Below are 26,554 nucleotides of genomic sequence, written 5' to 3' on the forward strand. Positions count from 1 at the left end.
CATGCAACGTGATCTACGGCTGGCAGGCGTGGGCCGCCGGTACGGCTTCCGCGGGCCCTGGGTGTTACGAGGCGTCGACCTCACCGTCCCGCCGGGCACCCTCGTGCGCATCGAGGGAGCGAACGGCACCGGAAAGTCCACCCTGCTCCGCCTCCTCGCCAGGCTCGACGCCCCCAGCGAGGGCCGTGTCACCGGCCGCCCCCGCACCGCGTACGTCCCCGAACGCTTCCCCTCCGCCCTCCCCTTCACCGCTCTGGGCTACCTCACCCACCTCGGCACGGTGCACGGCCTGAGCCGCCGGACGGCACAACGCGTCGCGGGCACCTGGCTGGAGCGCTTCGGCGCCGGGGCGTACGCCGGTACGCCCATGGCCCAGCTGTCGAAGGGCAGCAGCCAGAAGGTGGCCGTCGCGCAGGCCCTGCTCGGCGAGCCGGAGCTGCTGGTGCTGGACGAGGCCTGGACCGGCCTGGATGCGGCCGCGCGGGCCGAGCTGGAACGGGCGGTGGCCGAGCGGACCGCCGCCGGGGGCGCCGTGGTCTTCGTGGACCACGACCCGCGCCGGCTGGCCGGGGCACCCGACGCGACGTACACGGTGCTCGACGGTGGCCTCAAGCGCCGTACGGACAGCGGGAGTTCACCGGCCGGACCGCTCACCGTGGTCACCGTGCGCGGACCGGCCGGCGCACCACTGCCGCCCGACGCGGACCGCACCGCCGCCTTTGCCGAGGAGACCGCTCCCGGCCGCTACCGCCTCGCCGTCCCCGCCTCCCACTCCGACGTCGTCCTGCGCACCCTGCTCACGGCCCGCCCGCCCTGGCACGTCGTGAGCGTCACGCCGCCCCCGGACGATCCCGCACCGAACCCCGGAAGCCGCCCATGACCGCACTCCTGCGCTACCAGGCCGACCTGCTGGTGCGCTCCCAGCGCTGGCTGCCGCCGGTGATCCTGTACGCCGCGTTCCTCGGGATCGGTGTGCAGAGCGGTCAGCCCGTCCTCGACTCGCTCGGTTACACGGCCGCCGGTCTGCTCCCGGTGGCCGCCTGGCTGGTGCGGATCTGCGTCACCGGCGAGCCGGATGCGGCCCGCGCCTGTGTCGCCGCCGCCCGCGGCCCCGCCCGGGCGCACCTCGCAGCTCTCCTGACGGCGCTGCTGGCGTCGGTGGCGCTCGGGGTGGTGGCGACCGTGGTGGTGACGCTGATCAGCGATCCGGCGAGCAACGGGCACCAGGTCCGCATACCCCTGCCGCGGGCGGGCGCGGCCGGGCTGCCGGCCACGCTCACCTGCGCGCTGCTCGGTGCGGCCGTGGGCGCGCTCACCAACCGGCCACTCATGCGCTCCACCGGCCGTGCGGTGCCCGCGATGCTGCTGGGCGCGCTGCTGGCGGTGGTGCTCACCGGCTCCCCGGCGCAGGCCGCGGTCAGTGGCCTGGTCACCGGTTCGCAGACCGGCCGGGCGCCACTGCCGCTGCTCCCGCTGGCCGGGGCGACCCTGCTCACGGCCGCCGCCTTCGCCGCGGCCGCCCGGCTCACCGCCCGCCGCTCACCCTGAGCAGGCGCTCCGCCGGCCTCCAGCCTCCCCCACTCATGCCGCCGGCGCAGGACGGCTCACCGATGGCCGGCCGTCTCGCCGATCAGCTCGGAGACCTTCACGAACGCGTGGCCCCGTCCCTGCAGTGCCGGTACGACCGCGCGGACGACCCGCTCGGTGGTCGGGGCGGCGCTGCGGGCGCAGTGCATGACAACCACTACAGTCCTCCGGCGTGATGTACATGCCCTCCGGATCGGGGCCCTCGCCCAGCGGGCCCGCGACGACGAGCTCGCGGCGCGGGGAGAGCCGGGCGAAGAGCAGCGCCCGGTCGAACGCCGGGTAATGGGTGGCGATCACGACGTCCCGGGCGGTGACCGTGTGGCCCCCCTCGGTCGTCAGGCGGCAGGGCTCTCCGCCCTCCTGCAGCCCGACGACCCGCGTGTGCTCGTGGACCCGACCGCCGTGCGCCACGAGATCGTCGGTGATCGCCCGCAGGTACCTGACCGAGTGGAACTGCGCCTGCCCGGCCACCCGGACCGCGCCCGCCACCGGGAACGGCAGCGCCGTCTCCGTCGTGAACGCGGCCGGCAGCCCCGCCGCGTGCTCGATCGCCTCCGACTGCGAACAGGCGCTTGGCCGTGGTGCAACCGGTGACCCCCGCCGCCACCCGCCCGGCCTCCAGCACCGCCACCCCCAGCCCGGCCCGGGCCAGTTCGTGCGCGGTGCTCAGCCGGGCGATGCCCGCGCCGACGACGGCCACCTCCACGTCCAGTCGTGGCGCCGGGGGGTGCACGGGCGCGGCGGCCTCACGCGCGCATGCGGTTTCGCCAGGGTGCATGCCCGTGCGCGCGTGAGGCCGCCACGCCTTCCATGCCGGCGGCGGGTGCACAGACCGGTCCACCGGAAGACCGGCCTGCCACCGCTGCCGCCGTCATGGGGTCCGAACCGGCCTGTTACCTGCCGGCGCTGTTGTTGCAGCCCATGGTCGAGCCGATGTGGGTGCCCTGGGCACCCGGGTCGCCCTCGCCGTTGAGCGCGTTGCCCAGCAGGCCGTTGAGGATGCCGACCTCGCCCAGGACGTCGAGATTCAGGTCGTGGTCCTTGCAGTTGGAGCTCTGCAGGACCTTGCCCTCGTCGTCGTGTCCTCCGCCGGCGTAGGCGGTGCCGGCGGGCAGGAGGCTCACGCTGCCGAGCGCCGCGAGCAGAACGGCGGCCTTGCGAAGTCTGCGCATGTCATCTCCATGGGTGTGAGTGTGGATGCGGTGCGTAATGGTTCGACCGCTTACAGTCATGGAGATTAGTGTGAAAATATCGCATACTGGGCAACGACGCGCCGGGTTTCAGGCGTCCTTCGTCTCCTGGCAGGCGGGCCACAGCGAGCGATCGAAGACGCCGGTCTCGCCGCCGCCGGTCCCCCGGGCGCGCTAGCTGCGGCCGTACCGGCCCGTCAACGTGCCCACGGCAACCGTGTGCCCGGAAAGCGCCCGCAGCAGATCCGCCCGCGAGGCTCCCGCGGCGAGCGGCACCCGCCGGTCCACGGCGTACACCGTGAGGACATAGCGGTGCGGCCGGTCGCCGCGCGGCGGACAGGGACCGCCGTACCCGGTCCTCCCGAAGTCGTTGCGGCCCTCGCTCGCGCCCCGCGGATGCTCCCCGGCGGACAGCTGCCGGGTGTGCGGAGCGATGTCCCACACCAGCCAGTGTGCGAACGTGCCGTGCGCCGCATCGGCATCCCGCAGGACGAGGGCCAGGGAGGCCGTGTGCGCGGGTGCGGCGCCCAGGGCGAGCGGGGGCGAGACGTCGGCGCCGTCGCACGTGTGCCGTCGCGGGATCGTGCCGCCCTCGGCGTAGGCGCTGCTGATGACGGTCAGCCGGCCGATGGCGGTGAGGGAGGGCGCGGCGGCTGATCCGCCGCTGCCGCCTCCCTCGCAGCCTGCCACCGCCGTCACGGCGGCCATCGCGGCCACGGTGATCACCCAGCTCCTGTGCATGTCCGGCACGCTAGCCCGAGCGGAGCTCCCCGTCACCGTTCGGCGCGGCCGGTTGGCTGCCCCGCTCCAGGAAACGCAGCAGCTCCACCGGGATGGGCAGGACCAGCGTGGAGTTCTTCTCGGCGGACACCGCCATCACCGTCTGCAGCAGCCGCAGCTGGAGGGCGGCGGGGGTGTCGGCCATCTGCTGGGCGGCCTCGGCCAGCTTCTTGGAGGCCTGGTACTCGGCGTCGGCGTTGATGATCCGGGCCCTGCGCTCCCGGTCGGCCTCGGCCTGGCGGGCCATGGACCGCTTCATCGTGTCCGGCAGCGAGACGTCCTTGATCTCCACCCGGTCGACCTGGACGCCCCAGCCGACGGCCGGGCTGTCGATCATCAGCTCCAGACCCTGGTTGAGCTTCTCGCGGTTGGAGAGCAGATCGTCCAGGTCGCTCTTGCCGATGATCGACCTGAGGGACGTCTGGGCCATCTGCGACACCGCGAACTTGTAGTCCTCGACCTTCACCAGCGCGCTCACCGCGTCGACCACCTTGAAGTAGACGACCGCGTCCACGCGGACGGTGACGTTGTCGCGGGTGATGCCCTCCTGGGCGGGGACCGGCAGCGTCACGATCTGCATGTTGACCTTCTGCAGCCGGTCCACGACGGGGATGATCAGGTTGAACCCCGGGGCCCGTACGTCACCCGCGACGCGCCCGAGGCGGAAGAGCACGCCCCGTTCGTACTGCTTGACCACCCGGGCCGCCATCGCCAGATACACCAGTCCGGCGCACCCCGCCCCGGCGATCGCTCCCAGCAGCTCCTGGACCATGGTGACCTCCTCACCGAGAGGTCTGTTGTTTGTCCGCTGCTGTAACGATATGCCACTTCCCGGCCGACCGAGCCGGGACGGGGTCCGCCGCCTCGCCCGTCCTCAGCCCACCGGCACCGTCAGTCTCACCGGCTCCGTCCCCACCGCGCTGTGCCGCTCGGCCCAGTTCTCCAGGGCCGTACGGCAGGCGTGGTCCAGGTGGTGCAGGCCGGACAGGTCCAGGCGGACCGGTCGGTCCTTGGGCAGCGACTCCAGGCTGTCCAGGATCTTCGGCAGCCGCAGGAAGGTCGCGTTGCCCGTCAGGTGGGCCTCGACCGGGCCCGCGCCCTTGTCGACGACCTCCAGCGTGACGTGCGAGGCCTGCCAGGCCGTCTTCACCACCGCCATCGCCAGGCCGATCAGCACGCCCTCGAACATGCTGACCGCCACGATCGAGACCGCGGTCACCGTGAGGATCAGCGCCTCGCCCCGGTGCTCGCGCCACAGCAGGGCCAGCGCCCGGACCGGGACCAGCTTGGCGCCCGAGTGGATCAGGATGCCCGCGAGGGCCGGGATCGGGAGGTACGCGAGCACACCCGGCAGCAGCGCGGCGAACAGCAGCAGCCACACGCCGTGCAGGACGCGGGAGGCCTTGGTACGGGCGCCCGCCTGGACGTTGGCCGCGCTGCGCACGATCACCGCGGTCATCGGCAGCGCGCCCAGCAGCCCGCAGATGGTGTTGCCCGCGCCCTGGGCGAGGAGCTCCTTGTCGTACTCGGTGCGCGGCCCGGAGTGCAGCCGGTCCACGGCCGCCGCGCTGAACAGCGACTCGGCGGACGCGATCAGCGTGAAGGCGACGACCGTGCCGAGCAGCCCGATGCCCGCCAGCTCGCCGAAGGCGCTCAGCGGCGGCGGCTGGACCGCGCCCAGCAGGCCCCGCACCTCGACCGTGGCCACCGGCAGGTCCAGCGCGAACGCGGCCACCGTGGCGAGTCCGACCGCGGCCAGCGGGCCGGGCAGTGTCCGCGCCTTCGCCGGGACGCGCTGCCACAGCAGCAGCACCGCGATCGTGCCCGCGCACACCGCGAACGAGGCCAGTGCCGCTCCATCGCCCAGGGCGTCCAGGAATGCCCCGGGCAGCCCGGCGATCTTGCCCAGGCCGGAGTCGGGGGCCTTGGCGGCCAGCGCCGGATACAACTGCCCGGCGACGAGCACCAGTCCGATTCCGGCCAGCATGCCCTCGACGACGGAGACCGAGATGGCGCGGAACCAGCGACCCAGCCTCAGCAGGCCCATCGCCACCTGCAGGAGTCCGGAGGCGAGCACGATCACGCCGAGCGCCGGCAGCCCGAACTCCGTGACCGCCTCGAAGACGAGCACGGTCAGGCCGGCCGCCGGACCCGACACCTGCAGGCTGCTGCCGCGCATCAGCCCGGTGACGAGGCCGCCCACGATGCCGGTGACCAGGCCGAGTTCGGCCGGGACCCCGGAGGCGACGGCCACGCCCACGCACAGCGGCAGCGCGACCAGGAAGACGACGAGCGAGGCGGCGAAGTCCTGCCGCAGGTGCGGGAAACGGGATATGAGGGTGTCCTTGCTGGTCATCGGCGCGCTCACAGGGACTCGAAGGTGTCGGTCTGCGGGCGGTGCGCCCGTACGGCGCCGGTGTGCACCTCGTAGTACCAGGCGTGCAGGCCGAGCCGACCCTCCGTCAGCCGCCGCTCGACGCACGGGTACGAGCGCAGCCGCAGCAGCTGGGTCAGGACGTGGGCCTGCACGCCCGCGGCGACCTCCGGGTCCTCGGCCTGGCCGGCCGGGCGCGGGGTGGCGTGCGCGAGCCAGTCGCGCACGGCGGGTACGGCGGTCAGGTCGTCGCCGCGCACCATCGCGCCGACGGCGCCGCAGTGCGAGTGACCGCAGACCACGATGTCGCGGACGCCGAGCACCTCCACGGCGTACTCGATGGTGGCGGCCTCGCTGGTGGGGTGCTGCGAGGTGTGGGGCGGGACGATGTTGCCCGCGGTGCGCAGCTCGAAGAGCTGGCCGGGGCGGGCGCCCGTGATCAGGGCCGGGACGACCCGGGAGTCGGAGCAGGTGATGAACAGCACCTGCGGGGACTGGCCTTCGGCGAGCCTGGCGAACTCCTCAGGGCGCTGTCCGAAGGTACGGGCGTTGTCGATGAGGGGCTGCATGTATGTGGTTCCTCCTGGCGTGCCTGAGCGGCACGTCGGACTTGAACGACGGGTTGTGGGGGGAAAGGCTGAGCACCTGTCAGCAGCGGAAGACCTGAAGGGCTGCCGGGGCGTGGGCTCTGGAGGCTGCGGGGGCCGGGCCGTGCGCGGTGCCGGGCGTGTGTGAGGGGCCGGCACCGGCTACCCGGCCGGTTATCAGCGGGTGGTGCCGCACGCAGCGGGAGGCGGGACCGCGGACCGCGTCCGCCTCGTCACCCGCCGGGAGTTCGGACGACGCGGTTCCGGCCTCGGCCTTGGCCGTTGCTTCACCGAGAGTGTGCGCAGGTGCGAAGGTTTCCGTGGGTGCCGGGGACAGCAGGGCGAGCAGGGCGACCGTCAGGGCGACGAGCACGGTCCTGGTCGTCGTACCTCGGAACATGCGCCCCCCTTCCGGAAGTCCACGGCCCTCGCGCGCGCCAAGCATTGGTCAATGCTTGGTCAAGAAACACATTAACCCTGCAAAGTCCTTTGCAGGGTTAACTGCGCGTTACGAGCGCAAGAGAGCGTGAAAAGTGCCGGTCGGTGGCGCGATTTCGCCCTTGACCAGGAGTCGACCCTTGGCCAGGAGCCGACCCTTGACTAGGAGCCGACGAGTCCCTTCGCGTCGCGGGCGAGCGCGGTCAGCCGGGATATCGCGCGGAAGTACTTCTTGCGGTAGCCGCCGTTCAGCATCTCCTCGCTGAACAGCCTGTCGAACGGCAGCCCCGAGGCCAGGACCGGGACCTCGCGGTCGTAGAGCCGGTCCGCGAGCACCACGAGCCGCAGCGCCGTCGACTGGTCCGGCACCGGTGCCACATCGGTGAGGCACACCGCCTTCACCCCGTCGGTCAGCGCGCCGTAACGGCTCGGGTGCACCTTGGCCAGGTGCTCCAGCAGATGCGGGAAGTCGTCCAGCGAGGCGCCCTCGGTGGCGTACGCCGCCTTCGTCACCTCTTCGTCGGTGAAGGGCGTCGGCGCCTCGGGCAGACCGCGGTGGCGGTAGTCCTCGCCGTCGATGCGCAGGGTGCGGAAGTGGGCCGACAGGCCCTGGATCTCGCGCAGGAAGTCGGCGGCGGCGAACCGGCCCTCGCCCAGCTTGCCCGGCAGTGTGTTGGAGGTGGCGGCGAGCGCCACGCCCGCCTCGACCAGCTTGCCGAGCAGGGTCGACACCAGGACCGTGTCGCCCGGGTCGTCCAGTTCGAACTCGTCGATGCACAGCAGACGGTGGCCGGAGAGGGTCTGCACGGTCTGCTGGAAGCCGAGGGCGCCGACCAGGTTCGTCAGCTCCACGAAGGTGCCGAAGGCCTTGAGCGCGGGCTCGGCGGGGGTGGCGTGCCACAGGGAGGCGAGCAGGTGGGTCTTGCCGACGCCGTAGCCGCCGTCCAGATAGACCCCGCGCGGGCCGGCCGGGGCCTTGGGCGCCCTGGCCCTGCCGAAGCCGAAGAGGCCGCGCCGGCCGGCGCCCGAGGCGTGCGCCCCGCCGAGGCCGCCCGCGAAGCCCTCGAGGACCTGCACGGCCTCGCTCTGGCTGGGCTGGTTCGGGTCCGGTATGTACGTCGAGAAGCGGACCGAGTCGAAGCGTGGGGGCGGGACCATCTCGGCGACCAGCCGGTCCGCGGGGACGTGCGGCTCGCGGGTGCACAGGGACAGGGGGCCCGCGTCGGTCAGAGGGCTGGATCCGGGGGAGGTGGTGGAGGACGACACGGTTGTCCATGCTAAGCGCCGTGCCACACTGCACGACATGCGACGCCTGTTCCCTGTGACCGACGAAACAGCAGCCCAGGCCTCCGGCGGGACGGCCGAGAGAGGGGGGATGAGGGGGGCTGCCGGGGCGCTGGTGGCGCATGCGCCCGGTGGTGCCGGCGCCCACGCCGACCATGACGCCCACGTCGACCGGGAGTGGAGTCTCGCCGAGCTGGCCGCCGCCTACGCCTACCCGGAGCCGCCGGGCCCCCCGCGGCCCTGGCTGCGGGCCAACATGGTCTCCACACTCGACGGCGCCGCCCAGCACGAGGGGCGCTCCCAGCCCATCTCCAGCGCCGCCGACATGCGGATCTTCGGCACGCTGCGGGCGCTCGCGGACGTGATCGTGGTGGGTGCGGAAACGGTACGCCAGGAGGGGTACCGCCCCGCACGCGCGCGTGCCGAGTTCGCCGAGGCCCGTCAGGCCGCCGGACAGGGCCCGGCCCCGGCGATCGCGGTCGTCACCGCGAGCCTGGACCTGGACTTCTCGCTCCCGCTGTTCACCTCGCCCCTGGTGCCCACGCTGGTCCTGACCGGATCCGCGGCCGCCCCCGACCGCGTCGCCGCCGCCGAGAAGGCCGGCGCCACGGTGGTGGTCGCCGGTGAGGGCAGCGGCATCGACCCCGCGGCGGCGGTGGCTGCCCTGGCCGCCCTCGGCCACACCCGGCTGCTCACCGAGGGCGGTCCCCGGCTGCTCGGTCAGCTGGTGGCCGCGGAGGTGCTGGACGAGCTGTGCCTGACCCTCTCGCCCATGCTCACCGCGGGCGACGCCCAGCGCATCGCCGGGGGGCCGGCGGTCGCCGTGCCGCACCGGTTCGAACTCGCGTCCCTCCTGGAGGACGCCGGATTTCTGTTCGGCCGCTACCGGCGGTCCTGAAATCGATCGACGGTCCTGAAATCAGCGGAATGTGCCGTTCCGTTTAGCCTGCGGAGGGCAGACTTAGGTACCGGCAGAACTCGTGCGATCACGGGGCAGGATGGTTTCCGCAGGGGCCTTGTCCGGGCCCACGGAGGAGAAGAGGCGTTCGGTGTTCACCAGCGTTCTGATGATCGAGAAGGCTTTGACGGCCGCCGACGTGGAGTTCGTCACCACCTTGCACGGGGACGAGCCGGTCGCGTTCCACGTGCTCCTCCAGCCGCGCGGCGACCAGGCCGACCGCCTGCTGCGGGCCATCGACGACATCGCGCTCGGCGAGCTCGACGAGGCGGTCCGCGAACACGAGACGCCCGAAGGGGAGGACGCCAGGAGCGTCGGGCAGCAGGCTCTGGACGTCTCGGTGCAGGCGCTGCGGGCGGCCGGGAGCCGGGCGGAGGGGCAGATGGTGGAGGACCATCCGCTGGACGCGCTGAAGTCCCTGGTCGCCGAGGTGGGCGCCGACGAGGTGATCGTGCTCACCGATCCGCACTACGTGGAGGAGTTCTTCCACCGGGACTGGGCCTCCCGGGCGCGGCACAGGGTGGGGGTGCCGGTGCTGAAGCTGTTCTCGCACAGCAAGGTGCAGTGACCTCGGCTGTCAAAGATGGTCAGGAGATCGGCATAGGCTAGGGCCCGCTCAGCGTCGTACCGGAATCTTGGGGAGAACCACATGGCACCCGGCCTTCCTACCGCCATGGACCGACCGCACTTCATCGGCATCGGCGGCGCCGGGATGTCGGGGATCGCCAAGATCCTCGCGCAGCGCGGGGCCAAGGTGGCCGGCAGCGACGCCAAGGAGTCGGCGACCGTCGAGGCGCTGCGGGCGCTCGGCGTGACCGTGCACATCGGGCACGCCGCCGAGCACCTCGCCGACGACGCGAGCTGTGTCGTCGTCTCCTCGGCGATCCGCAAGGACAACCCCGAGCTGGCCCGCGCGGCCGAGCTGGGCATCCCGGTGGTGCACCGCTCCGACGCGCTCGCCGCGCTGATGGAGGGGCTGCGCCCGATCGCCGTGGCCGGTACCCACGGAAAGACGACGACCACCTCGATGCTGGCCGTCTCCCTCACCGAACTGGGCCTGGAGCCGTCGTACGCCATCGGCGGCGACCTGGACGCGCCCGGCTCCAACGCGCTGCACGGCGAGGGCGACATCTTCGTCGCCGAGGCCGACGAATCGGACCGCAGCTTCCACAAGTACGCCCCCGAGGTCGCCATCGTCCTCAACGTCGAGCTGGACCACCACGCCAACTACGCCTCGATGGACGAGATCTACGAGTCCTTCGAGACCTTCGCCGGGAAGATCGTCCCCGGCGGCACCCTGGTGATCTCCGCCGACCACGAGGGCGCCCGGGAGCTCACCCGGCGGCTGGCGGGGACCGTGCGGACGGTGACGTACGGCGAGGCCGAGGACGCCGACGTACGGGTGCTGTCGATCGTCCCGCAGGGCCTGAAGAGCCAGGTAACCGCGGTCCTGGACGGGCAGGAGCTGACCTTCGCCGTCTCCGTGCCCGGCCGTCACTACGCCCTCAACGCCGTCGCCGCGCTCACCGCCGGTGCCGCCCTCGGCGTCCCGGCCGCCCGGCTCGCGCCCGCGCTCGCCGCCTACACCGGCGTCAAGCGGCGCCTGCAGCTCAAGGGCGAGGCCGCCGGGGTGCAGGTCATCGACTCCTACGCCCACCACCCCACCGAGATGACCGCCGACCTGGAGGCCATGCGCGCCGCCGCCGGCGACTCCCGCATCCTCGTCGTCTTCCAGCCGCACCTGTTCTCCCGCACCCAGGAACTGGGCAAGGAGATGGGCGGGGCCCTCGCCCTCGCCGACGCCTCGGTGGTCCTGGACATCTACCCGGCCCGCGAGGACCCGATCCCCGGCGTGACCAGCGACCTCATCATCGAGGCCGCACGAACCGCCGGCGCCGACGTCACCGCCGTGCACGACAAGGCGGAGATCCCGGCGGTGATCGCGGGAATGGCCAAGCCCGGCGATCTCGTTCTCACCATGGGCGCGGGCGACGTGACCGACCTGGGCCCGCTGATCCTGGACCGCCTGTCGCAGTGAAGGGGCTGACGCTCATGTCGTACGAGGTCGAGAAGCCGGACGAGCAGTGGCGCGCGGAGCTGACGCCGGCCGAGTACGCCGTGCTGCGGCAGGCCGGCACCGAGCCCGCCTTCACCGGTGAGTACACCGACACCAAGACCGAGGGCGTCTACTCCTGCCGGGCCTGCGGCGCCGACCTGTTCACCTCGGACACGAAGTTCGCGTCGCACTGCGGCTGGCCGTCCTTCTACGACCCGAAGGACACCGACGCGGTGGAACTGGTCGAGGACCGCTCCCACGGCATGGTCCGCACCGAGGTGCGGTGCGCGCGGTGCGGCTCCCATCTCGGGCACGTGTTCGAGGGTGAGGGTTACCCGACGCCCACGGATCAGCGGTACTGCATCAACTCGATCTCGTTGCGGCTGCAGCCGGCCGAGGACTGAGGTCCGCGCCGTCACGCGGGCAGGACCGCCTGGATCCGGGAGAGGGTGAAGACTCGCTGGTCCTCCCGCAGGTGGCAGTAGGCGTACAGATAGGGCGGGTCGAATTCGAGCTCGCTCACCGTGCGGATGGTGTGGTTGCCGGACGCCGCGACGTACTCGATGGTGATGGGCTCGCCCTGGTGGATGGCGTGGGCGAGTTGGCGGATGTCGGTCAGCGTCAGCGCCTTCGCGTAGCCGGCGAGGATCTCTTCGGTGTCGGACGCGAACGGAATGCCGCGCTCGGGATCGGGGCGCGGCGCGCGGTCGGGGGCGGACAGCAGGCGGACCGCCAGTTCCGGCGTCGGCGCGAGGGCCGCCGGACCGGGGGACGTCCGGGGGCGGCGCGGGCGGGGCAGGACGTGGGCGGCGCGGGGTTGCTCGGGTCGCTCGATGCGCACCGCTCCGTCCTCCGTCTCGGCCACCGGCGCGTACCCTTCGGCGCGCAGGGCGTCCAGGGCCTTGGGCAGCGTGGTGCGGCAGAGCACGACGGTCGGGGCGACCCTGCGCAGGCCCAGTCGGGACAGCCGGCGGTGTGCGGAGATCTCGGCGAGCAGTGCCGCGTCGTCGCTGTGGATCACGCAGGCCGCGGCGGCGAGGCGGATCCGGCCGTGCCGGCGGGCCGTGTCGCTGATCAGGTAGGTGAGGGGCTGGGGCAGCGGGCCTTCCACGACTCCGGAAAGCTCGGACTCGATCTCTTCCGGGGTGCTGCCCGCGTCCAGGGCGCGGCGCAGCGACGCCGGGCTGAACCGCCAGACGGAGGCGGTGCCGCGGGCTTCCCGGTCGGCGAGCGAGTCCAGGAGCGCCGCGAGGCCGGCGGTGGGCGTACCGGTCACCACGGCGGTGAGATCCGCGCCGATACGGGCCTTCCCGGTGGCGCCCGGCAGCAGCCGCTCGACGCGGTCGTGCAACGCGGCCGGATCGTCGTGCAGCAGGGCCGCGCCGAGCGGGGACAGGGCGCCGCGGGCGAGCACACCCAGCAGTTCGGCCTCCCGGATCACCGAGGCGAACGGCGATGTGTCCTGCGGGAGTTCGTCGGCGAACGGCCGGTGCCAGGCCACCAGGGAACCCAGGTCGGCCGGATTCCGTGCGCCACAGGAGGCGGGCAGACCCGCAGCGGCGGTCAGCAGTCCGTGACGGGCGGCCAGACAGCCGGAGCAGGGCGGCGTCCGGGCCGCCGCGGGCAGGACCTTGCCCTCGTCGTCGCGGGCGGCGGACGGGGTGCGCCCGAGCAGCCACCAGGCCTGGAGCAGGGCCGCGAACCGGTCGCCCGGCTCCTCCTGCGCCCAGTCGTCGTAGGCCGCGGTCGCCCGTAGCGCGTCTTGCTCGTAGGCCAGCAGCCCGGCCTCGTACGCACTGTCCAGAACCAGCCGTACCACTGGCTCCTCGCACTGAACCGCCTTGCCGATGCGGGCCAGTTCGCGCGCGCCGATGCCGCCCGACTTGAGTGCGGTCACCGGGCGCGTCGCGCATGCGGCGAGGAGCGCGGTGGCCTGCCCGGTGAAGGCGGTGGCCGCGGCAGAGGCCTCGCGTTCCACCTCGGTGGCCGTGCGAGGCACCAGATCCAGTGCGGGCGGGACCGGGTCGAACGGGGCGTGCCAGTCGGGGCCCGCAGCGCGCGGGTGACCTCCGCGGGCATCTGGGCGGGCTCGTACGACCACTCGCGCCCGACCAGCAACGCCCGCTCCAGCAGCCACCGTTCGGCGGAGCCGGACGCGACCGGGCCGTACGTGATGAGCGGCGGCTGTGGCCCGGAGTGCCGCTCCAGCAGTTCCCGGGCGCGTGGCGGAGCTGAGTCGAGGAGTTCCCGGAGCCGGTCCGGGTCGCCGTGATGGTCCAGCACGGCGTCGAGGCGCTGTTGTTTTCTGGTCCCGGGCGTGAGCCCCAGCGCCGTCACGATCTTGCGCAGTTCCTCGGAGGTCTTGGCGGACAGCAGCTCCGCGAGGCCGGGTCCCAGGCCGAGAGGCGACACCCAGGCCTTGCGCAGCGCCGCCGCCATGTGCAGCTCACCGGCCGCGCCCGGCCACACCAGGGCGTGGTCGGCGAGCGTGCGCAGGGCCGGTTGAAGCTCTCCCGCGTCCGTGCCGAGCAGCTCCGCCAGCTCCCCTGGGGAGACCGGGGTTCCCAGCGCGGCGAGCGCCTCGGCCGCCTGCAGGCAGGGGAGTGGCAAACGCTGCAGCGCCTGCGCCACCGACCCGGGCCGCTGGAGACGGTCGGCGAGCTCGCCGAGGGTGCACGGCTCCGGTGGCCGCACGGAATCGGGTCGGGCGTCGAGTACGCGCCGCAGCCGCTCACCGCCGAGGGAGCGCAGCCAGGCCGTCAGCGCCGAACCGCGAGAGCCGCTGATGGGAATCACCTGTCCTGGAAAGCACCTGGTCGGGTCTGTGGGCACCCTACCGGCCATCCCGCACCGGAAGCCCGCGGACTTGACAATGCGTGCCGGTCGGCACAATGCGTGCCGGTGGGCCCGGACGGCGGTGGAGCCGATGCCGAGGCCGCCCCCGATCCACTTTCGATCCACTCTTCGGCGGTCCGAATCTGGGAATCTGGCAAAAGAGATCCCCGAGATGGCCCGCCCGGTCGAAGATGAACCTCATTCGGATACCGGAGCGCGGCTCAAGGGCTGCCCTGGGCTGCCGAGGGCAGTGGGACGGATGAGGTTAGTGCCGCATTCGCTCCGGTTTGAGATTCTGTGAGGGTGTTGGGTGTGGCGCGCTGGATACAGTCCCGTCGCAGGCCCGTACCCGCTGACAGCGGCCGCCACCGCGAGGACGAGGGCGGGAACGAGGCGACGGCGACGTCCGCGCGGGCCGGGGATTCCGCGGTCGTCGCGGGCTCGGCGGAGGGGGCGGGGAGCGTGCCGGCCGCCGATGCCATGGCGGCCGACACGCTGCTGGGCGCGCTGCGGGAGGCGCTGGCCGGGATAGGCACGACCCTCGACGAGGGCACGACCTGCACGGAGCTGACCCGGCTCGCCGTACGGCTGGCCGGTGGCACGGCCGCCGTGATGCGCCGGACCGGCCAGACCATATCCGGGTACGAGGCGATCACCGGGGACGCCGACGCGCTGCCCGACGCCCGGTGGGCCACCGCGGCGGCCCGCGACGCGGGGACACCGGCGCTCGGCGCACGGCCGGAGCCCTGGCTGGAGTACGCGGCACCCTCCCGGACCCGGATCGCGCTGTGCGCGCCGCTGACCAGCGGCGGGGACGGGTACGGCGTCCTGGTCTGGGCCCGCTCCGGGCCACCGCTGCGCCGCGCGGAGGCCGAGCTGCTCAGCCTGCTCGCCGAGCACGCCGCCTCTCACATCCGGCACGCGCGCGCCTACGCGAGCGTCAACCGCACCGCCGGCGACCTGCAGCGCGCCCTGCTCTCCGAGCCCGGCCGCCCGCACCCCAACCTCGACATCGCCATCCGCTATCTGCCGGCCGGCGGCGGCGTCCTGGTCGGCGGCGACTGGTGCGAGACCGTACGGCTGCACTTCGGGCGGACCCTCCTGGTCGTCGGCGACGTCATGGGACACGGCCTGGAGGCCGCCGTCGACATGAGCGTCTACCGCTCCTCGCTGCGCTACATCGCCTCCGCCGACCTGCCCCCGCACCGGGTGCTGCGGCAGATGGACGACATCGCCTCCCGGGAGGCGGACCTCAGGCCCGCCACCTGTCTGCTCGCCCGCGTCGACCCGGGGCGCCGCCAGGTCACGCTGGCCAGCGCGGGGCATCTGCCGCCCGCACGCATCAGCTCCGGCGGTGAGACATCGATCATGCCCGTCCCCGTCGGACCGCCGCTGGGCACCGGGCTGGGCGGCTATGAGTCGGCCACGCACCCGCTGGGCGCGGGGGAGACGCTGGTGCTGTTCACCGACGGGCTGGTGGAGCGGCGGGGGGAGGACATCGACCGGTCGCTTCAGCGGCTGTCCGCGGTGCGCTTCTCCGGCGGGGGCGGGCTGGAGGACGTGCTGGACACCATCCTCGGGCGGCTGGACGCGCGGCATGCGGAGGACGACGTCGCCGCGCTCGCCTGCCGGCCGCACAGCCGGCCGGGGCCGTCGGCCGGCGCGGTCTCGCCGTAGGGGCGCCACCCGTCCGGCTCCGTTCGGGCTGCCGGTCCCCGTCGGCCACATCAATACTCGAGGGGAAGTCGTCCGACAGAAGAACGACAGCGTTGCCGGGCGAAGTTCGTCATCCAGGACCCGAATCAAGGAGCCGCGTCCGTGACGACCCTCCAGACCCGCCCCGCGCCCCCCACCACGATCCGCCCCCGGGCCGTGGCCCGCACCGGGCTGTACGCCCTGCTGGCCGTCAACGCGGCCGTTGTGGCCCGGTTCTTCGTCCAGGCCGGATTCGCCTCGAACCCGCTGATCGTGCTGGGCCGCCTCGCCGGCCTGTGCGGCGCCCTCCTGATGGCCTTCCAGCTGCTGCTGGTGGCCCGGCTGCCCTGGCTGGACCGCCGGATCGGTATGGACCGGCTGACCTCATGGCACCGCCTTACCGGCTTCGGCATCCTGTGGACCCTGCTCACGCACGCGGTGTTCATCACCTTCGGCTACGCCCAGGCGTCCTCGATGGACCCGGTGAACCAGCTCGTGAACCTCGCCGAAACCGTCGAGGGCGTGCTGCGCGCCGTCGTCGCGCTCGCCCTGATCGTCGTGGTCGGCGCCGTCTCCGCCCGCTGGGCACGCCGCCGACTCGCCTACGAGACCTGGCACTTCATCCACCTGTACACCTACGCCGCCGTGGTCCTCGCCTTCACCCACCAGGTCGCGGCCGGTACGACCTTCACCTCCTCGCCCGCCGCGAGGACGTACTGGACCGCGCTGTGGAGCTTCGCCCTCGGCTCGGTCCTCCTGGGCCGGCTGGTGCTGCCGCTGTGGCGGAACCTGCGGCACCGGCTGCGGGTGTCGGCGGTCGTGCCCGAGTCCGACGACGTCGTCTCCGTCTATGTCACCGGCCGCGACCTGGACCGGCTGCCCGCCCGGGCCGGCCAGTTCTTCCTCTGGCGGTTCCTCACCCGGGACCGCTGGTGGCAGGCCCACCCGTTCTCCCTGTCCGCCGCCCCCGACGGCCGTACCCTGCGCCTGACCGCCAAGGCGGTCGGCGACGGCAGCGCCGCCCTGCGGCACCTCAAGCCCGGCACCCGCGTCTTCGCCGAGGGCCCCTACGGCGCCTTCACCACGCTGCACCGCACCCGCCCGGAGTCCGTGCTGATCGCCGGCGGCGTCGGTGTGACGCCCATCCGGGCGCTGCTGGAGGAACTTCAGGGCCACGCCGTGGTCATCTACCGGGTGTCCACCGACCGCGACGCCGTCCTCTACGACGAGCTGTGCGACCTCGCCCTCACCAAGGGCGCCGAGCTGCACCTGGTGACCGGACCGGTCGCCCCCGACAAGCTCGCCCCGGGCGAACTGGCGCGGCTCGTCCCCGACATCGGGCAACGGGACGTCTTCCTGTGCGGGCCGCCCGGCATGATGACCGCCGTGCTGCGCAGCCTGGCCGACCTGGGCGTGCCCAAGCGGCAGATCCACTTCGAGCGTTTCAGCCTCGCGGGCTGAGAGAGGACGTCCGACCGTGAAGCGAGCCATTCCCGTCTTCGTCCTCACCGTCGCCGGCCTGATACCGGTGTGGCGATACCACCCCTCGGCCGGGACCGTCGAGACCGCGCAGCCCGCGGCGCCGCCCACCCCCGTGCCGTCCGCCGCCTCGTCCGCCTCGTCCCGTTCGCCCTCCTCGCCGGCCGAGAAGGTCGTCCCGGGCACCGCGGTGAGCACCACGAAGGGCGTCTTCCAGGTGGAGGTGACCTTCCGCGGCGACCGGATCGCCTCCGTGCGGATGCTCCAGGCGCCCCACCATCCGCAGACCCGGTGGGCCGTACCGGAGCTGGTCGCGGAGACGCTCAAGGCGCAGAGCGCCCACATCGACTCGGTGTCCGGAGCCACGATCACGAGCCAGGGATACCGGGAGTCGCTCCAGGCCGCGATCGACGCCAGGGGAGCGTGAGGTGCGGCGTGTCGAGCACGTCATGGGGTTCCCCGTCTCGCTGCGGATCGACGACGAGGGCGAGCTCGGCGCGGCCGCGGACCTGGTCTTTGCCTGGCTGCGCCAAGTGGACGCCCGTTTCAGTCCGTTCAAGCCCGGGAGCGAGGTGTCCCGGTACGGGCGCGGGGAGTTGGCGGACGACAAGCTGAGCGCGGACCTGAAGGAGGTGCTCGGCCTGTGCGAGCGGTACCGGGCCGAGACCGGCGGTGCCTTCGACGCGCGGCTGCCCGGCCGGGGCCTCGATCCCTGCGCGGTGGTCAAGGGCTGGTCGGTGCAGCGGGCGGCCCGGCTGCTGGCGGCGGCCGGGGCGCGGCGGTTCTGCCTCAACGCCGGCGGTGACGTGGTCGTCTCCGGCGGGCCGTGGCGGGTCGGGATCCGGCACCCGGAACAGGCCGACCGGGTCTGTGCCGTGCTGGCGGTCACCGACGCGGCCGTGGCCACCTCCGGGCGGTACGAGCGCGGGGAGCACATCCTCGACGGCCGCACCGGACGCCCCGCCACGGGCCTGCTCAGCCTCACCGTGGTCGCCCCGACCCTGACCGAGGCGGACGCCACCGCCACGGCCGCCTTCGCGCTGGGCGCCGACGGACCGGCCTGGGCCGCCGCCCGCCCGGGCTGCGAGGTGTTCGCGGTGGACACCGCACGGCGCGTGCTCCGCAGCCCGGGCCTGCCGGTGGCAGCCGGCTGACCGGCATCCGCCCTGCTCCCGGCGTACGGGCTCCCCCCCGACGCTGGTCCGGCAGAACGCTTTGACACTCGCGGTCTGGACGCTCCCGGCAGCGGGCGCCACCGCCACGGCCGCCTTCGCGCTGGGGGCCGACGGGCCGGCTTGGGCCGCCGTCGGCAGCCGGCTGACCGGCAACCGCCTCCGCTCCCGGCGTATGGCAGCTCCCCCCGGCGCTCGTCCGACAGAATGCTGAAACACTCGCGGTCTAGACTCTCCCCGCAACGGGCTGCGCAGCGACGACCGTGGCCGAAAGCGGGCGGAAATCCGCCAGACCCGAAGGGCATTCGGCGTTTTGATACGGATAGAGTCAGTCACCAAGCGGTATCCGGACGGCACGGTCGCGGTCGACCGGCTCTCGCTGGAGATACCGGACCGCGCGATCACCGTCCTCGTCGGGCCCTCCGGCTGCGGCAAGACGACGACCCTGCGGATGATCAACCGGATGGTGGAGCCCACCGAGGGCAGCATCCTCCTCGACGGCACGGACATCCGGCAGCAGCCCGTCAACACCCTGCGCCGGTCGATGGGTTACGTCATCCAGAACGCCGGACTCTTCCAGCACCGCACCATCCTCGACAACATCGCCACCGTGCCCCGGCTGCTCGGCTGGAGCAAGCAGAAGGCCCGCGCGCGAGCCGCCGAGCTGATGGAACGGGTCGGCCTCGACGCCTCCCTCGCCAAGCGGTACCCGTACCAGCTCTCCGGTGGCCAGCAGCAGCGCGTCGGCGTGGCCCGGGCCCTCGCCGCCGACCCGCCGGTGCTGCTGATGGACGAGCCGTTCTCCGCCGTCGACCCCGTGGTGCGCAAGGGGCTTCAGGACGAACTGCTGCGTATCCAGGACGAGTTGGGCAAGACCATCGTCTTCGTCACGCACGACATCGATGAGGCGATCAAGCTCGGCACCATGGTCGCCGTGCTGCGCACCGGCGGTCGGCTCGCCCAGTTCGCCCCGCCCGCCGAACTGCTCAGCGCGCCCGCCGACCCCTTCGTGGAGGACTTCCTCGGGGCCGACCGCGGCATCCGCCGGCTGTCCTTCTTCCCGTCCGCCGGACTGGAGCTGCAGACCGCGCCGATCGTGGCCGACGGCGCCGGCGCCGACGAGATCGCCTCCCGCGCCGAGGCCCCCTACCTCCTCGTCACCGACCCCGACGGCAGGCCGCTCGGCTGGAGCGAGCCGGACCGGCTCACCGCCGGGGCCGTCGCCCGGGACCAACTCCTCGATCACGGGCGGCCGTTCGTGCCCGGAACGGACTCGCTGCGCACCGCGCTCGACGGGGCGGTGCTCTCACCGACCGGCTGGGCCGTCGCGGTGGACGGCGAGGGGCGCGCCGTCGGTGTCGTCTCCCAGCAGGTCATCGGCGAGGCCATCCGCGCCGCGCACGGCCGGGCAGCGGACCGCGCCGCCGCCGAGCGCGACCGGACCGCGGACGGCACCGACGCCGAGCACGGCCGGACCGCGGACGGTGCCGACCTCGAGGCCGCGCAGTGAACGGCTTCTTCGACCTGCCGAGCGACCTCCAGCACAGCTACCTCGGGCTCGTCGGCCTGCATGTGCGCGAGGGTCTGCTGCCGGTGCTGGCCGCGCTGCTCGTCGCGCTGCCCGTGGCCCAGCTCTGCGTCCGCTTCCGCTGGGTCTACCCGCCCGTCCTCGGCATCACCACCGTGCTCTACTCCATCCCCTCGCTGGCCTTCTTCGTCGTGCTCATCGACTACTTCGGGCAGAGCGAGACCACGGTGATGATCCCGCTCGCGGTCTACAGCCTGGTGGTGCTGGTGCCGGGGATCGTGGACGGCGTCCGCTCGGTGCCGCAGGAGACCCTGGCCGCCGCACAGGCCATGGGCTTCGGCGCCGTACGCCGATATCTCCAGGTCCAGTTGCCCATCGCCGCACCCGCGATCATCGCGGGCCTCAGGGTCGCGGTCGTCTCCAGCTTCTCCCTGGTCAGCGTCGGCATGCTCATCGGCAACCAGGGCGCGCTCGGTAACATGCTCAACGACGCCACCACCTACCACCGGCCCGCCCTGGCCGTGAACTCGGTCCTGACGACAGCGCTGCTGGGCATCCTCGCCGACGCCCTGCTGGTCCTCGTCCGCCGCCTCCTCACCCCTTGGATGCCGAGGAAGGGTGCCACCCGGTGAACGTCCTGAACTTCGCGCACGCCTTCTTCAGCGACAGCGCCCACTGGCACGGCTACGACGGCATCCCCGTCCGGCTCGCCGAACACGTCACGTACTCCCTGGAAGCACTGCTGTTCGCCGCCCTGATCGGACTGCCCGTCGGCCTGGTCACCGGCCACTACGGCCGTGGCGGCAACGCCCTGGCCCTGATCGCCACGGCAGGCCGGGCCCTGCCCAGCTTCGGTCTGCTGGTCCTGATGTTCATCTGGATCGGACTCGGTCTGCTGCCGGTGATGATCCCGCTGGTCGTGCTCGCCGTACCGCCCATCCTGGTCACCACCTACGAGGCGGTCCGCTCCGTCGACCCCTCGCCCGTGGACGCCGCCCGCGGCATGGGCATGCCCGAGGCCAGGGTGCTCTTCCAGGTCGAGCTGCCGGTCGCGCTCCCCCTCATCCTGAGCGGCCTGCGCACCGCGGCCATCCAGATCGTCTCCACCGCCACCATCGCCGCCTACGTCAGTCTCGGCGGACTCGGCCGCTACATCATCGACGGTCTCTACCAGAGGAACTACGAGAAGGTGGTCGGGGGCGCCACCCTGGTCGCCGGACTCGCCCTGGCCACCCTCGTGGTGTTCTGGGCGGCCTCCCGGCTCACGGTCTCACCGGGGGTACGGCGGAGCAGCTGACGCCTGCGGGCGGCTGCTCTCTGCACCAGCGACTGCCCCCGGGCGCACAAGCGACCGCAGATCGAGGCCAATCGGTGATCCGCCGCCCTTGACTGACCGAGAACCGGCTGGATTGGATCGGTGGGTGACTTCCATCAACCGCATCAGCAGGTCCATCCGGAGGAACCGAGGCGCGGCGGTGGTCGCCCTCGCGGCGGCGACGGCTCTGCTGGCGGGCTGTTCCTCCAAGGACTCCGGCGGCAATCCGCTGACGGACAGCAAGGCGAGCGGCGACACCGTGGTCGTCGGATCCAACAACTTCCCCGAGAGCACCCTGCTCGCCGACATCTACGGCGAAGCCCTCAAGGCCAAGGGAATCAAGGTCAGTTACAAGCCGAACATCGGCAGCCGCGAGACCACCTACGGCCTGATCAAGAACGGTTCCATCAAGCTGCTGCCGGAGTACAACGGCGCACTGCTGGCCTACCTCGACCCGAAGGCCAAGCCGACGACGGCCGAGGCCACCACGACGGCCATCGAGGCCAAGCTGGAGTCCAGCCTCACCCTGCTCAAGCCGGCGGCGGCGCAGTCCAAGGACTCGGTCACGCTCAACGCGGCCACCGCGCAGAAGTACCACCTCACCGAGAAGTCGACCATCGCCGACCTGAAGGACGTCGCGAAAGACCTGGTCATCGGCGCCTCGCCGGAGTTCCAGACCCGGCAGCAGGGGCTGGTGGGCCTGAAGTCGGTCTACGGCCTGCAGTTCAAGTCGTTCAAGGCGCTCGACGCGGGCGGCGCGCTCACCCAGGCCGCGCTGCAGAAGAACGCCGTACAGGCCGCGGACATCTTCACCACGGACCCGACCATCTCCAAGGAGAAGTTCGTCGTCCTGCAGGACCCGAAGAACCTCTTCGGGTTCGAGAACGTCCAGCCGCTCGTCCGCAAGGGTGCCCTGCCCCAGAAGGGCGCCGACGCGCTCGACGCGGTCTCGGCCAAGCTCGACACCGCGACCCTGCTGGAGCTGGACACCCAGGTGCAGGGCCAGGGCAAGGACCCGCTGGACGTGGCCCAGGCCTGGCTGAAGTCCGCCGGCCTCGCCTGACGCCCGACCCCTCGATACGACCCCGCACACGCCGACGCGGGTGCTCCCGGTACCGGGAGCACCCGCGTCGCGCTTTCCCCCTGTGAGTTTTCTTCAGGCACAGCGCGGTCGATGGAAGAAATCCGCATACACGCCGCTCCCGATGGAGCCCGTCCTCCTCGCTCTCCCATGCTGCCCCAGGGCCGGTCCCGGCCCCCTCGGCGAGCGCGAGAGGAACAGCGGAACTCCCATGACCACAGCACACATGGCCGTAGCCACTGACTGCCGCAGGCGGTGGGCGGGCCTGACCGCCCTGCTGCTCGGCGAGGCGATGAACCTGCTGGACGCGACCGTCGTACAGGTGGCCGCGCCCGCCGTCCACGCCGACCTGGGCGGACCGGTCTCGGACGTCCAGTGGTTCGGCGCCGCCTACACCCTGCCGTTCGCGGTGCTGCTCATCACCGGCGGGCGGCTCGGGGACATCGCGGGCCGGCGCCGTATGTTCGTCCTCGGCGTCACGCTGTTCACGGCGGCGTCCGTGGCCTGTGCACTGGCCCCGTCCCCTGGCCTGCTCATCGCCTTCCGGGCCGTGCAGGGCGCCGCGGCGGCGCTGATCATTCCGCAGACCATCGGGCTGATCAAGGCGATGTTCTCGGGCGCGGAGACGGCGAAGGCGCTGGGCAGCATCGGACCGGTGATGGGGCTCGCCGCCGTCTGCGGACCCGTCGTCGGCGGAGTGCTGACCCACGCCGACCTGTTCGGCTCGTCCTGGCGGTCCGCGTTCCTGGTGAACGTGCCGGTGGCCGCGGCGGTGCTGGCCCTCGCCCGCAACCTGCCGGAGAACCGCGCCCCGCACCGCCCGGCCCTCGACTGGCCCGGCACCGCACTGGCCGCCCTCGGCACCGGACTCCTGGTGTACCCGCTGATCGGCGGCAACCTGCGCCAACTGCACGCCCGCGAGTGGCTGTTGCTCGGCACCGGACTGCTCGTGCTCGCCGGCTTCGCCCGGCACCAGCGGCGCACGGCCCGTCCGCTGCTGGAGCCCAGCCTGTTCACCCACCGCGGCTTCCCGGCCGCTCTCGTCACCTCCACCGCCTTCTTCGCGGTGACCAACGGGCTGACCGTCGTGGTCGTCCTCCAGCTCCAACTCGACGCCGGAACAGGCGTGCTGGCGTCCGGACTGAGCCTGCTGCCGTGGTCCGCCGGTCTGGCCCTCGCCTCCTGGTGGGCGGGCTCGCGGCTGGTACGGCGGCACGGGCGGCGGGTCATGCCGTACGGGATCGGGCTGTTGCTGGCCGGACTGCTCGCCGCCGTGGCCGCGTACCGCACGACCGCGCCGGGGCACTACCCGGGCGCGCTGCTGCCGGCCCTCGCCCTCGTCGGCCTCGGCGCCGGCCTGTTCACGCCCGCCTTCTTCACCCTCGCCCTGCACCCCCTGCGTCCGCAGGAGGTCGGCTCGGCCGCCGGACTGCTCAACGCGGTACAGCAGTTGGGGGCCACCCTGGGAGTGGCGGTCCTCGGCAGCACCTACCTCGCGGGGACGGGCCCGGGCGCACCGCAGGCGGCGTGCTGGGTGGCGGTGGGGCTGCTGGTCGTGGCCTGGGCGGCGAGCAGGCCGGTCGGGGCGGCGGAGGCAGCTTCTTAGGCGCCCGGAGGGCCCGGTAAGGGGTCTCAACCGCCCCGCACGGCAGGCGCCGTGCCCGGCTGTCCCCGCCGCACCCTCGCCAGATCCGTCAGCACCGGACTCGCCGCCTTCAACGTCCGCAGCACAGGACTGCTCTCCAGCGCGTCGATCTCCCGAAGCGCACCGAGCCGCCCGGTGAGGTAACGGTGCAGGTCGGCCGGGTCACGGCACAGCGCCTGGGCGACCAGGTTCGTGCGGCCGGTGGTCGCGGCGACGAAGGCCAGCTCGTCATGGCCGGCCAGGGCGAGCGCGACCTGCTCCAGGTTCGCCGGCCGCACCGACAGCCACAGCAGGGCCCGGGTGCGGACCCCGAAGAGCCCGGCGTCCACCTCGACGTCGAAGAACAGGGCGCCTGACGCGCGCAGTTCGGCCAGCCGTCGGGCCACGGTCGTGGGCGACCAGCCGGTCACCCGGGCCAGCTCCCCCTGCCCGGCCCGCCCGTCCCGCTCCAGTGCGGCCAGCAGCTCGGCGTCGTCCGGGCCCGGTTGCCGTACCCCCTCGGCGCTTAGCCGGTACTCCAGTGCCGCCCGCTGCCGCTCGTCGAGGGCCTGGGCGCTGCGCCGCCAGTTGGCGGGGCCGCCCAGGTAGGTGTGCAGCAGGCAGTGCGCGGAGACGGCCGTGATGCCGCCGGTGCGCGGGACGTCGTGCAGCAGCAGGGAGCCGGGGGAGGAGTCCTCGGCCGGGGCGTGGATCACCGCGGTGATCTCGGTGCCCCCCGAAGTCAGCTTCACCCAGGACGTGTCCGGCCGCCGTACCAGAGCCCCGGCGATGTCCTGGGCCGAGCGCGCCGTCGCCGTCAGCCGCACCAACCACTGGGCGCGGCCCGCGCGGTCCGGGTCGGCGAGGCCCACCACCCGCAGCCCGGCCTCGTGGCGCAGCCGGCGGTAGCGGCGGGCCACGGTCTGTGCCGAGACGCGGAGCACCTCGCCGATCCTGCTGAACGGCGCCCGGCCGTCCAGGTGGAGGGCGTGAATGAGGGCACGGTCGAGATCGTCGAGCATGCCACCGTCCTCGCGCGTCCTTGCGGGCTCAGAGGTCGAACTCGTGCGGCGGCAGGTCCAACGTGTAGCACGCCTCGCGCACCACGGCCTGCTCCGTCTTGTCGAAGTCGCCGTCCGCGCCGCCGATCACGATGCCGATCTGGATCACGGCCCGAGCCTCGGCCGGCTTCTTCTTCGCCTTGGCGACCTCCTGCAGCACGCTCACCTTGCCGAAGGCGAAGTCGGCCGTCAGCTTGCCCAGGTTCTCCTCGAAACGGCGCCTGAGGTCGTCCGCAGCGAAGTTCTGCAACACCTCGTTCGTGGCGATGAGCTGGGCCACCCGCTGGCGCTCCGAGGGGTCCACCGTCCCGTCCGCCGCGGCCACGAGCGCGCACATCGCCATGCTCGCGTCGCGGAACGCGCCGCTCTTCAGGTCGTTCTTCTTCGCCACCAACTGGGTCTGTATCTGCGACGCCGACTCCTTGACGCGGTCCCACAGGGCCATGTGAACTCCTCATATCGGTCGCCGCACCTCTACAGCACCGTGGAAACTCCCGGGACCGCCGGGAAGTTCCAGCCGACCTACACTGAACCCCCGCACACGGACCGAACAGACGCGGCACAGGACGCGGAGGGAAGGCGACAGTGGCGACAGCGCCCGGCACCGGCTACCAGGACCCCTCCGCCGAGGTGCTCACCGAGGCGGCCGCCGCCTTCGGACTGCTCGCCTCGCCCGCCCGGCTGCACCTCGTGTGGGCGCTGATCCAGGGGGAGAGCGACGTCACCGGGCTCGCCGAGCGGGTCGGCGGCGCCCTGCCCGCCGTCAGCCAGCACCTGACCAAGCTGAAGCTCGCCGGGCTGGTCCGCTCCCGTCGCGAGGGCCGCCGTCAGGTGTACTTCGTGGACGCCGCCGGGCAGGGCGCCGTCGTCGACGTCGTACGCCTCATCGTCGACCGGCTCGCCGAACGGGCCACAGCCGCCCCGGCCCGCCGCCTCCGTGGCCTGTGAGGCCCCGACGGGCCCGGTGAACGGCGCTCACCGTGGCGACGACCGGCCACGCGCGGGGCCCGGCCGTACATCGCGTTTCGTACGTCGTCGTGGGGCCGTCAGGCCGTCAGGCCCTCCGCGCCGTTGGCACCCTCGGCCCGCGTGCCCGCCGCCTTCTGCTGCTTCCGGCGGGTGCGGCGGCTGATGCGGGGTTCCTGGTCGGGGAGCCAGCCGAAGGCGAGGCAGCTGCCGGTCACGCCCAGCAGGAGGCCGATGAAGAAGCCGCCCAGGTTGGACGTGACCCAGGTGCCCAGGGAGAGCAGGACGCCGGTGATGGAGTAGAAGAGCCGCTGCGCCGGGTTGAAGAGGATCAGCAGGCCCAGCAGCGCCATCAGGGTCGGCAGCAGATAGCCGGCCGCCCCCTGCATGCCGATGTGCATCACGACCTTCAGCGAGGCCTTCTCGGTGAGCAGGATCTCGCCGCCGGCCAGGGCGAGCAGCAGCCCGCCCCAGAACGGCCGGCGGGCCCGCCACCTGCGGAAGGCGGCCCGTGCACCCTGACGTGGACGGTCGCTCACCGCGA

At 72.8% G+C, this 26,554-nt stretch carries 28 protein-coding genes and 1 pseudogene; 16 read left to right on the plus strand and 13 right to left on the minus strand.

Annotation, left to right across the window (positions count from 1 at the left end; genetic code table 11):
* The first annotated feature begins 1 nt into the window (after position 1).
* The gene (locus ACWC2T_RS09635; protein ID WP_450669821.1) at positions 2-880 is read left to right on the plus strand and encodes an ABC transporter ATP-binding protein; all 879 of its coding nucleotides are present in this window, start codon (positions 2-4) and stop codon (positions 878-880) included.
* Positions 877-1,548: an ABC transporter gene (locus ACWC2T_RS09640; RefSeq protein WP_450669822.1), complete on the plus strand. Its 672-nt coding sequence runs from the start codon at positions 877-879 to the stop codon at positions 1,546-1,548. The genes ACWC2T_RS09635 and ACWC2T_RS09640 overlap by 4 nt, the downstream gene beginning before the upstream one ends.
* Before the next feature lie 111 nt (positions 1,549-1,659).
* Here ACWC2T_RS09640 and ACWC2T_RS09645 read toward each other — a convergent pair.
* The 8 genes and pseudogenes from ACWC2T_RS09645 to zapE form a co-directional block, all read right to left on the minus strand.
* Positions 1,660-2,365: pseudogene (locus ACWC2T_RS09645) on the minus strand (NAD(P)/FAD-dependent oxidoreductase); the annotation flags it as partial.
* 115 nt (positions 2,366-2,480) lie between these two features.
* Positions 2,481-2,759 carry a hypothetical protein gene (locus ACWC2T_RS09650; protein ID WP_450669823.1) on the minus strand — a complete coding sequence of 93 codons (279 nt, stop codon included), beginning with the start codon at positions 2,757-2,759 and terminating at the stop codon, positions 2,481-2,483.
* A 192-nt stretch (positions 2,760-2,951) separates the two neighbouring features.
* Positions 2,952-3,518: a YbhB/YbcL family Raf kinase inhibitor-like protein gene (locus tag ACWC2T_RS09655; protein WP_450669824.1), complete on the minus strand. Its 567-nt coding sequence runs from the start codon at positions 3,516-3,518 to the stop codon at positions 2,952-2,954.
* 10 nt (positions 3,519-3,528) lie between these two features.
* Positions 3,529-4,329 (minus strand): slipin family protein, encoded by an 801-nt coding sequence (locus ACWC2T_RS09660; protein WP_450669825.1) that lies wholly within the window; start codon positions 4,327-4,329, stop codon positions 3,529-3,531.
* 102 nt (positions 4,330-4,431) lie between these two features.
* The gene (locus tag ACWC2T_RS09665; protein ID WP_450669826.1) at positions 4,432-5,913 is read right to left on the minus strand and encodes a SulP family inorganic anion transporter; all 1,482 of its coding nucleotides are present in this window, start codon (positions 5,911-5,913) and stop codon (positions 4,432-4,434) included.
* 8 nt (positions 5,914-5,921) lie between these two features.
* Complete coding sequence (locus tag ACWC2T_RS09670) at positions 5,922-6,500, minus strand: carbonic anhydrase (protein WP_450669827.1); 579 nt, start codon at positions 6,498-6,500, stop codon at positions 5,922-5,924.
* 79 nt (positions 6,501-6,579) lie between these two features.
* Positions 6,580-6,918 (minus strand): hypothetical protein, encoded by a 339-nt coding sequence (locus tag ACWC2T_RS09675; RefSeq protein WP_450669828.1) that lies wholly within the window; start codon positions 6,916-6,918, stop codon positions 6,580-6,582.
* A 200-nt stretch (positions 6,919-7,118) separates the two neighbouring features.
* Entirely contained in the window at positions 7,119-8,222 is a 1,104-nt protein-coding gene (gene zapE / locus ACWC2T_RS09680; protein WP_450669829.1) for a cell division protein ZapE, read from the minus strand.
* A gap of 37 nt (positions 8,223-8,259) precedes the next feature.
* Here zapE and ACWC2T_RS09685 point away from each other — a divergent pair, with 37 nt between their 5' ends.
* The 4 genes from ACWC2T_RS09685 (at position 8,260) to msrB (ending at position 11,658) form a co-directional block, all read left to right on the plus strand.
* Positions 8,260-9,138 carry a pyrimidine reductase family protein gene (locus ACWC2T_RS09685; protein ID WP_450669830.1) on the plus strand — a complete coding sequence of 293 codons (879 nt, stop codon included), beginning with the start codon at positions 8,260-8,262 and terminating at the stop codon, positions 9,136-9,138.
* A gap of 151 nt (positions 9,139-9,289) precedes the next feature.
* Positions 9,290-9,766, plus strand: coding sequence for an indole-3-glycerol phosphate synthase (locus ACWC2T_RS09690; protein ID WP_450669831.1), 477 nt, complete (start codon positions 9,290-9,292; stop codon positions 9,764-9,766).
* Between the two features lie 81 nt (positions 9,767-9,847).
* Positions 9,848-11,236 (plus strand): UDP-N-acetylmuramate--L-alanine ligase, encoded by a 1,389-nt coding sequence (murC, locus tag ACWC2T_RS09695; RefSeq protein ID WP_450669832.1) that lies wholly within the window; start codon positions 9,848-9,850, stop codon positions 11,234-11,236.
* Between the two features lie 14 nt (positions 11,237-11,250).
* On the plus strand, positions 11,251-11,658 hold the full coding sequence (gene msrB / locus ACWC2T_RS09700; RefSeq protein ID WP_450669833.1) for a peptide-methionine (R)-S-oxide reductase MsrB: 408 nt from the start codon (positions 11,251-11,253) through the stop codon (positions 11,656-11,658).
* 11 nt (positions 11,659-11,669) lie between these two features.
* Here msrB and ACWC2T_RS09705 read toward each other — a convergent pair whose 3' ends face one another.
* On the minus strand, positions 11,670-13,253 hold the full coding sequence (locus ACWC2T_RS09705; protein ID WP_450669834.1) for a helicase C-terminal domain-containing protein: 1,584 nt from the start codon (positions 13,251-13,253) through the stop codon (positions 11,670-11,672).
* Positions 13,148-14,050: a hypothetical protein gene (locus tag ACWC2T_RS09710; RefSeq protein ID WP_450669835.1), complete on the minus strand. Its 903-nt coding sequence runs from the start codon at positions 14,048-14,050 to the stop codon at positions 13,148-13,150. Before ACWC2T_RS09710 ends, ACWC2T_RS09705 begins: the two co-directional genes overlap by 106 nt.
* 351 nt (positions 14,051-14,401) lie before the next feature.
* On the opposite strand from ACWC2T_RS09710, the gene ACWC2T_RS09715 reads away from it, so the two are divergent.
* From ACWC2T_RS09715 to ACWC2T_RS09755, 9 genes are all read left to right on the plus strand, one after another.
* Complete coding sequence (locus ACWC2T_RS09715) at positions 14,402-15,766, plus strand: PP2C family protein-serine/threonine phosphatase (RefSeq protein WP_450669836.1); 1,365 nt, start codon at positions 14,402-14,404, stop codon at positions 15,764-15,766.
* A 141-nt stretch (positions 15,767-15,907) separates the two neighbouring features.
* Positions 15,908-17,245, plus strand: coding sequence for a ferredoxin reductase family protein (locus ACWC2T_RS09720; RefSeq protein ID WP_450669837.1), 1,338 nt, complete (start codon positions 15,908-15,910; stop codon positions 17,243-17,245).
* 16 nt (positions 17,246-17,261) lie between these two features.
* A complete protein-coding gene (locus tag ACWC2T_RS09725; RefSeq protein WP_450669838.1) occupies positions 17,262-17,690 on the plus strand; it encodes an FMN-binding protein in 429 nt (142 codons plus the stop codon).
* Between the two features lies 1 nt (position 17,691).
* Complete coding sequence (locus ACWC2T_RS09730) at positions 17,692-18,417, plus strand: FAD:protein FMN transferase (protein WP_450669839.1); 726 nt, start codon at positions 17,692-17,694, stop codon at positions 18,415-18,417.
* A 331-nt stretch (positions 18,418-18,748) separates the two neighbouring features.
* Positions 18,749-19,945: an ABC transporter ATP-binding protein gene (locus ACWC2T_RS09735; protein ID WP_450669840.1), complete on the plus strand. Its 1,197-nt coding sequence runs from the start codon at positions 18,749-18,751 to the stop codon at positions 19,943-19,945.
* On the plus strand, positions 19,942-20,595 hold the full coding sequence (locus ACWC2T_RS09740) for an ABC transporter permease (RefSeq protein ID WP_351211185.1): 654 nt from the start codon (positions 19,942-19,944) through the stop codon (positions 20,593-20,595). The genes ACWC2T_RS09735 and ACWC2T_RS09740 overlap by 4 nt, the downstream gene beginning before the upstream one ends.
* On the plus strand, positions 20,592-21,260 hold the full coding sequence (locus ACWC2T_RS09745; protein WP_450669841.1) for an ABC transporter permease: 669 nt from the start codon (positions 20,592-20,594) through the stop codon (positions 21,258-21,260). The genes ACWC2T_RS09740 and ACWC2T_RS09745 overlap by 4 nt, the downstream gene beginning before the upstream one ends.
* A 124-nt stretch (positions 21,261-21,384) precedes the next feature.
* On the plus strand, positions 21,385-22,341 hold the full coding sequence (locus ACWC2T_RS09750) for an ABC transporter substrate-binding protein (RefSeq protein WP_450669842.1): 957 nt from the start codon (positions 21,385-21,387) through the stop codon (positions 22,339-22,341).
* 229 nt (positions 22,342-22,570) lie between these two features.
* Entirely contained in the window at positions 22,571-23,965 is a 1,395-nt protein-coding gene (locus ACWC2T_RS09755) for an MFS transporter (protein ID WP_450669843.1), read from the plus strand.
* A gap of 26 nt (positions 23,966-23,991) precedes the next feature.
* On the opposite strand, the gene ACWC2T_RS09760 is transcribed toward ACWC2T_RS09755, so the two are convergent.
* Entirely contained in the window at positions 23,992-25,005 is a 1,014-nt protein-coding gene (locus tag ACWC2T_RS09760) for an Lrp/AsnC family transcriptional regulator (RefSeq protein ID WP_450669844.1), read from the minus strand.
* Positions 25,006-25,033: 28 nt separating this feature from the next.
* Positions 25,034-25,489, minus strand: a complete 456-nt coding sequence (locus tag ACWC2T_RS09765) for a tellurite resistance TerB family protein (protein ID WP_450669845.1) — start codon at positions 25,487-25,489, stop codon at positions 25,034-25,036.
* Between the two features lie 140 nt (positions 25,490-25,629).
* Here ACWC2T_RS09765 and ACWC2T_RS09770 point away from each other — a divergent pair, with 140 nt between their 5' ends.
* Positions 25,630-25,992, plus strand: coding sequence for an ArsR/SmtB family transcription factor (locus tag ACWC2T_RS09770; protein ID WP_450669846.1), 363 nt, complete (start codon positions 25,630-25,632; stop codon positions 25,990-25,992).
* Between the two features lie 98 nt (positions 25,993-26,090).
* On the opposite strand, the gene ACWC2T_RS09775 is transcribed toward ACWC2T_RS09770, so the two are convergent.
* Complete coding sequence (locus ACWC2T_RS09775; RefSeq protein WP_450669847.1) at positions 26,091-26,549, minus strand: DUF6114 domain-containing protein; 459 nt, start codon at positions 26,547-26,549, stop codon at positions 26,091-26,093.
* Positions 26,550-26,554: the final 5 nt, after the last annotated feature.

The organism is Streptomyces sp. NPDC001393, from assembly GCF_053597455.1.

Excerpts from the sequence above, each read along its gene's own strand:
- ACWC2T_RS09635 (WP_450669821.1), top strand. The coding sequence starts at position 2 with ATGCAACGTGATCTACGGCTGGCAGGCGTGGGCCGCCGGTACGGCTTC.
- ACWC2T_RS09640 (WP_450669822.1), top strand. The coding sequence starts at position 877 with ATGACCGCACTCCTGCGCTACCAGGCCGACCTGCTGGTGCGCTCCCAG.
- ACWC2T_RS09650 (WP_450669823.1), bottom strand. The coding sequence starts at position 2,759 with ATGCGCAGACTTCGCAAGGCCGCCGTTCTGCTCGCGGCGCTCGGCAGC.
- ACWC2T_RS09655 (WP_450669824.1), bottom strand. The coding sequence starts at position 3,518 with ATGCACAGGAGCTGGGTGATCACCGTGGCCGCGATGGCCGCCGTGACG.
- ACWC2T_RS09660 (WP_450669825.1), bottom strand. The coding sequence starts at position 4,329 with ATGGTCCAGGAGCTGCTGGGAGCGATCGCCGGGGCGGGGTGCGCCGGA.
- ACWC2T_RS09665 (WP_450669826.1), bottom strand. The coding sequence starts at position 5,913 with ATGACCAGCAAGGACACCCTCATATCCCGTTTCCCGCACCTGCGGCAG.
- ACWC2T_RS09670 (WP_450669827.1), bottom strand. The coding sequence starts at position 6,500 with ATGCAGCCCCTCATCGACAACGCCCGTACCTTCGGACAGCGCCCTGAG.
- ACWC2T_RS09675 (WP_450669828.1), bottom strand. The coding sequence starts at position 6,918 with ATGTTCCGAGGTACGACGACCAGGACCGTGCTCGTCGCCCTGACGGTC.
- ACWC2T_RS09685 (WP_450669830.1), top strand. The coding sequence starts at position 8,260 with ATGCGACGCCTGTTCCCTGTGACCGACGAAACAGCAGCCCAGGCCTCC.
- murC (WP_450669832.1), top strand. The coding sequence starts at position 9,848 with ATGGCACCCGGCCTTCCTACCGCCATGGACCGACCGCACTTCATCGGC.
- msrB (WP_450669833.1), top strand. The coding sequence starts at position 11,251 with ATGTCGTACGAGGTCGAGAAGCCGGACGAGCAGTGGCGCGCGGAGCTG.
- ACWC2T_RS09755 (WP_450669843.1), top strand. The coding sequence starts at position 22,571 with ATGACCACAGCACACATGGCCGTAGCCACTGACTGCCGCAGGCGGTGG.
- ACWC2T_RS09760 (WP_450669844.1), bottom strand. The coding sequence starts at position 25,005 with ATGCTCGACGATCTCGACCGTGCCCTCATTCACGCCCTCCACCTGGAC.
- ACWC2T_RS09765 (WP_450669845.1), bottom strand. The coding sequence starts at position 25,489 with ATGGCCCTGTGGGACCGCGTCAAGGAGTCGGCGTCGCAGATACAGACC.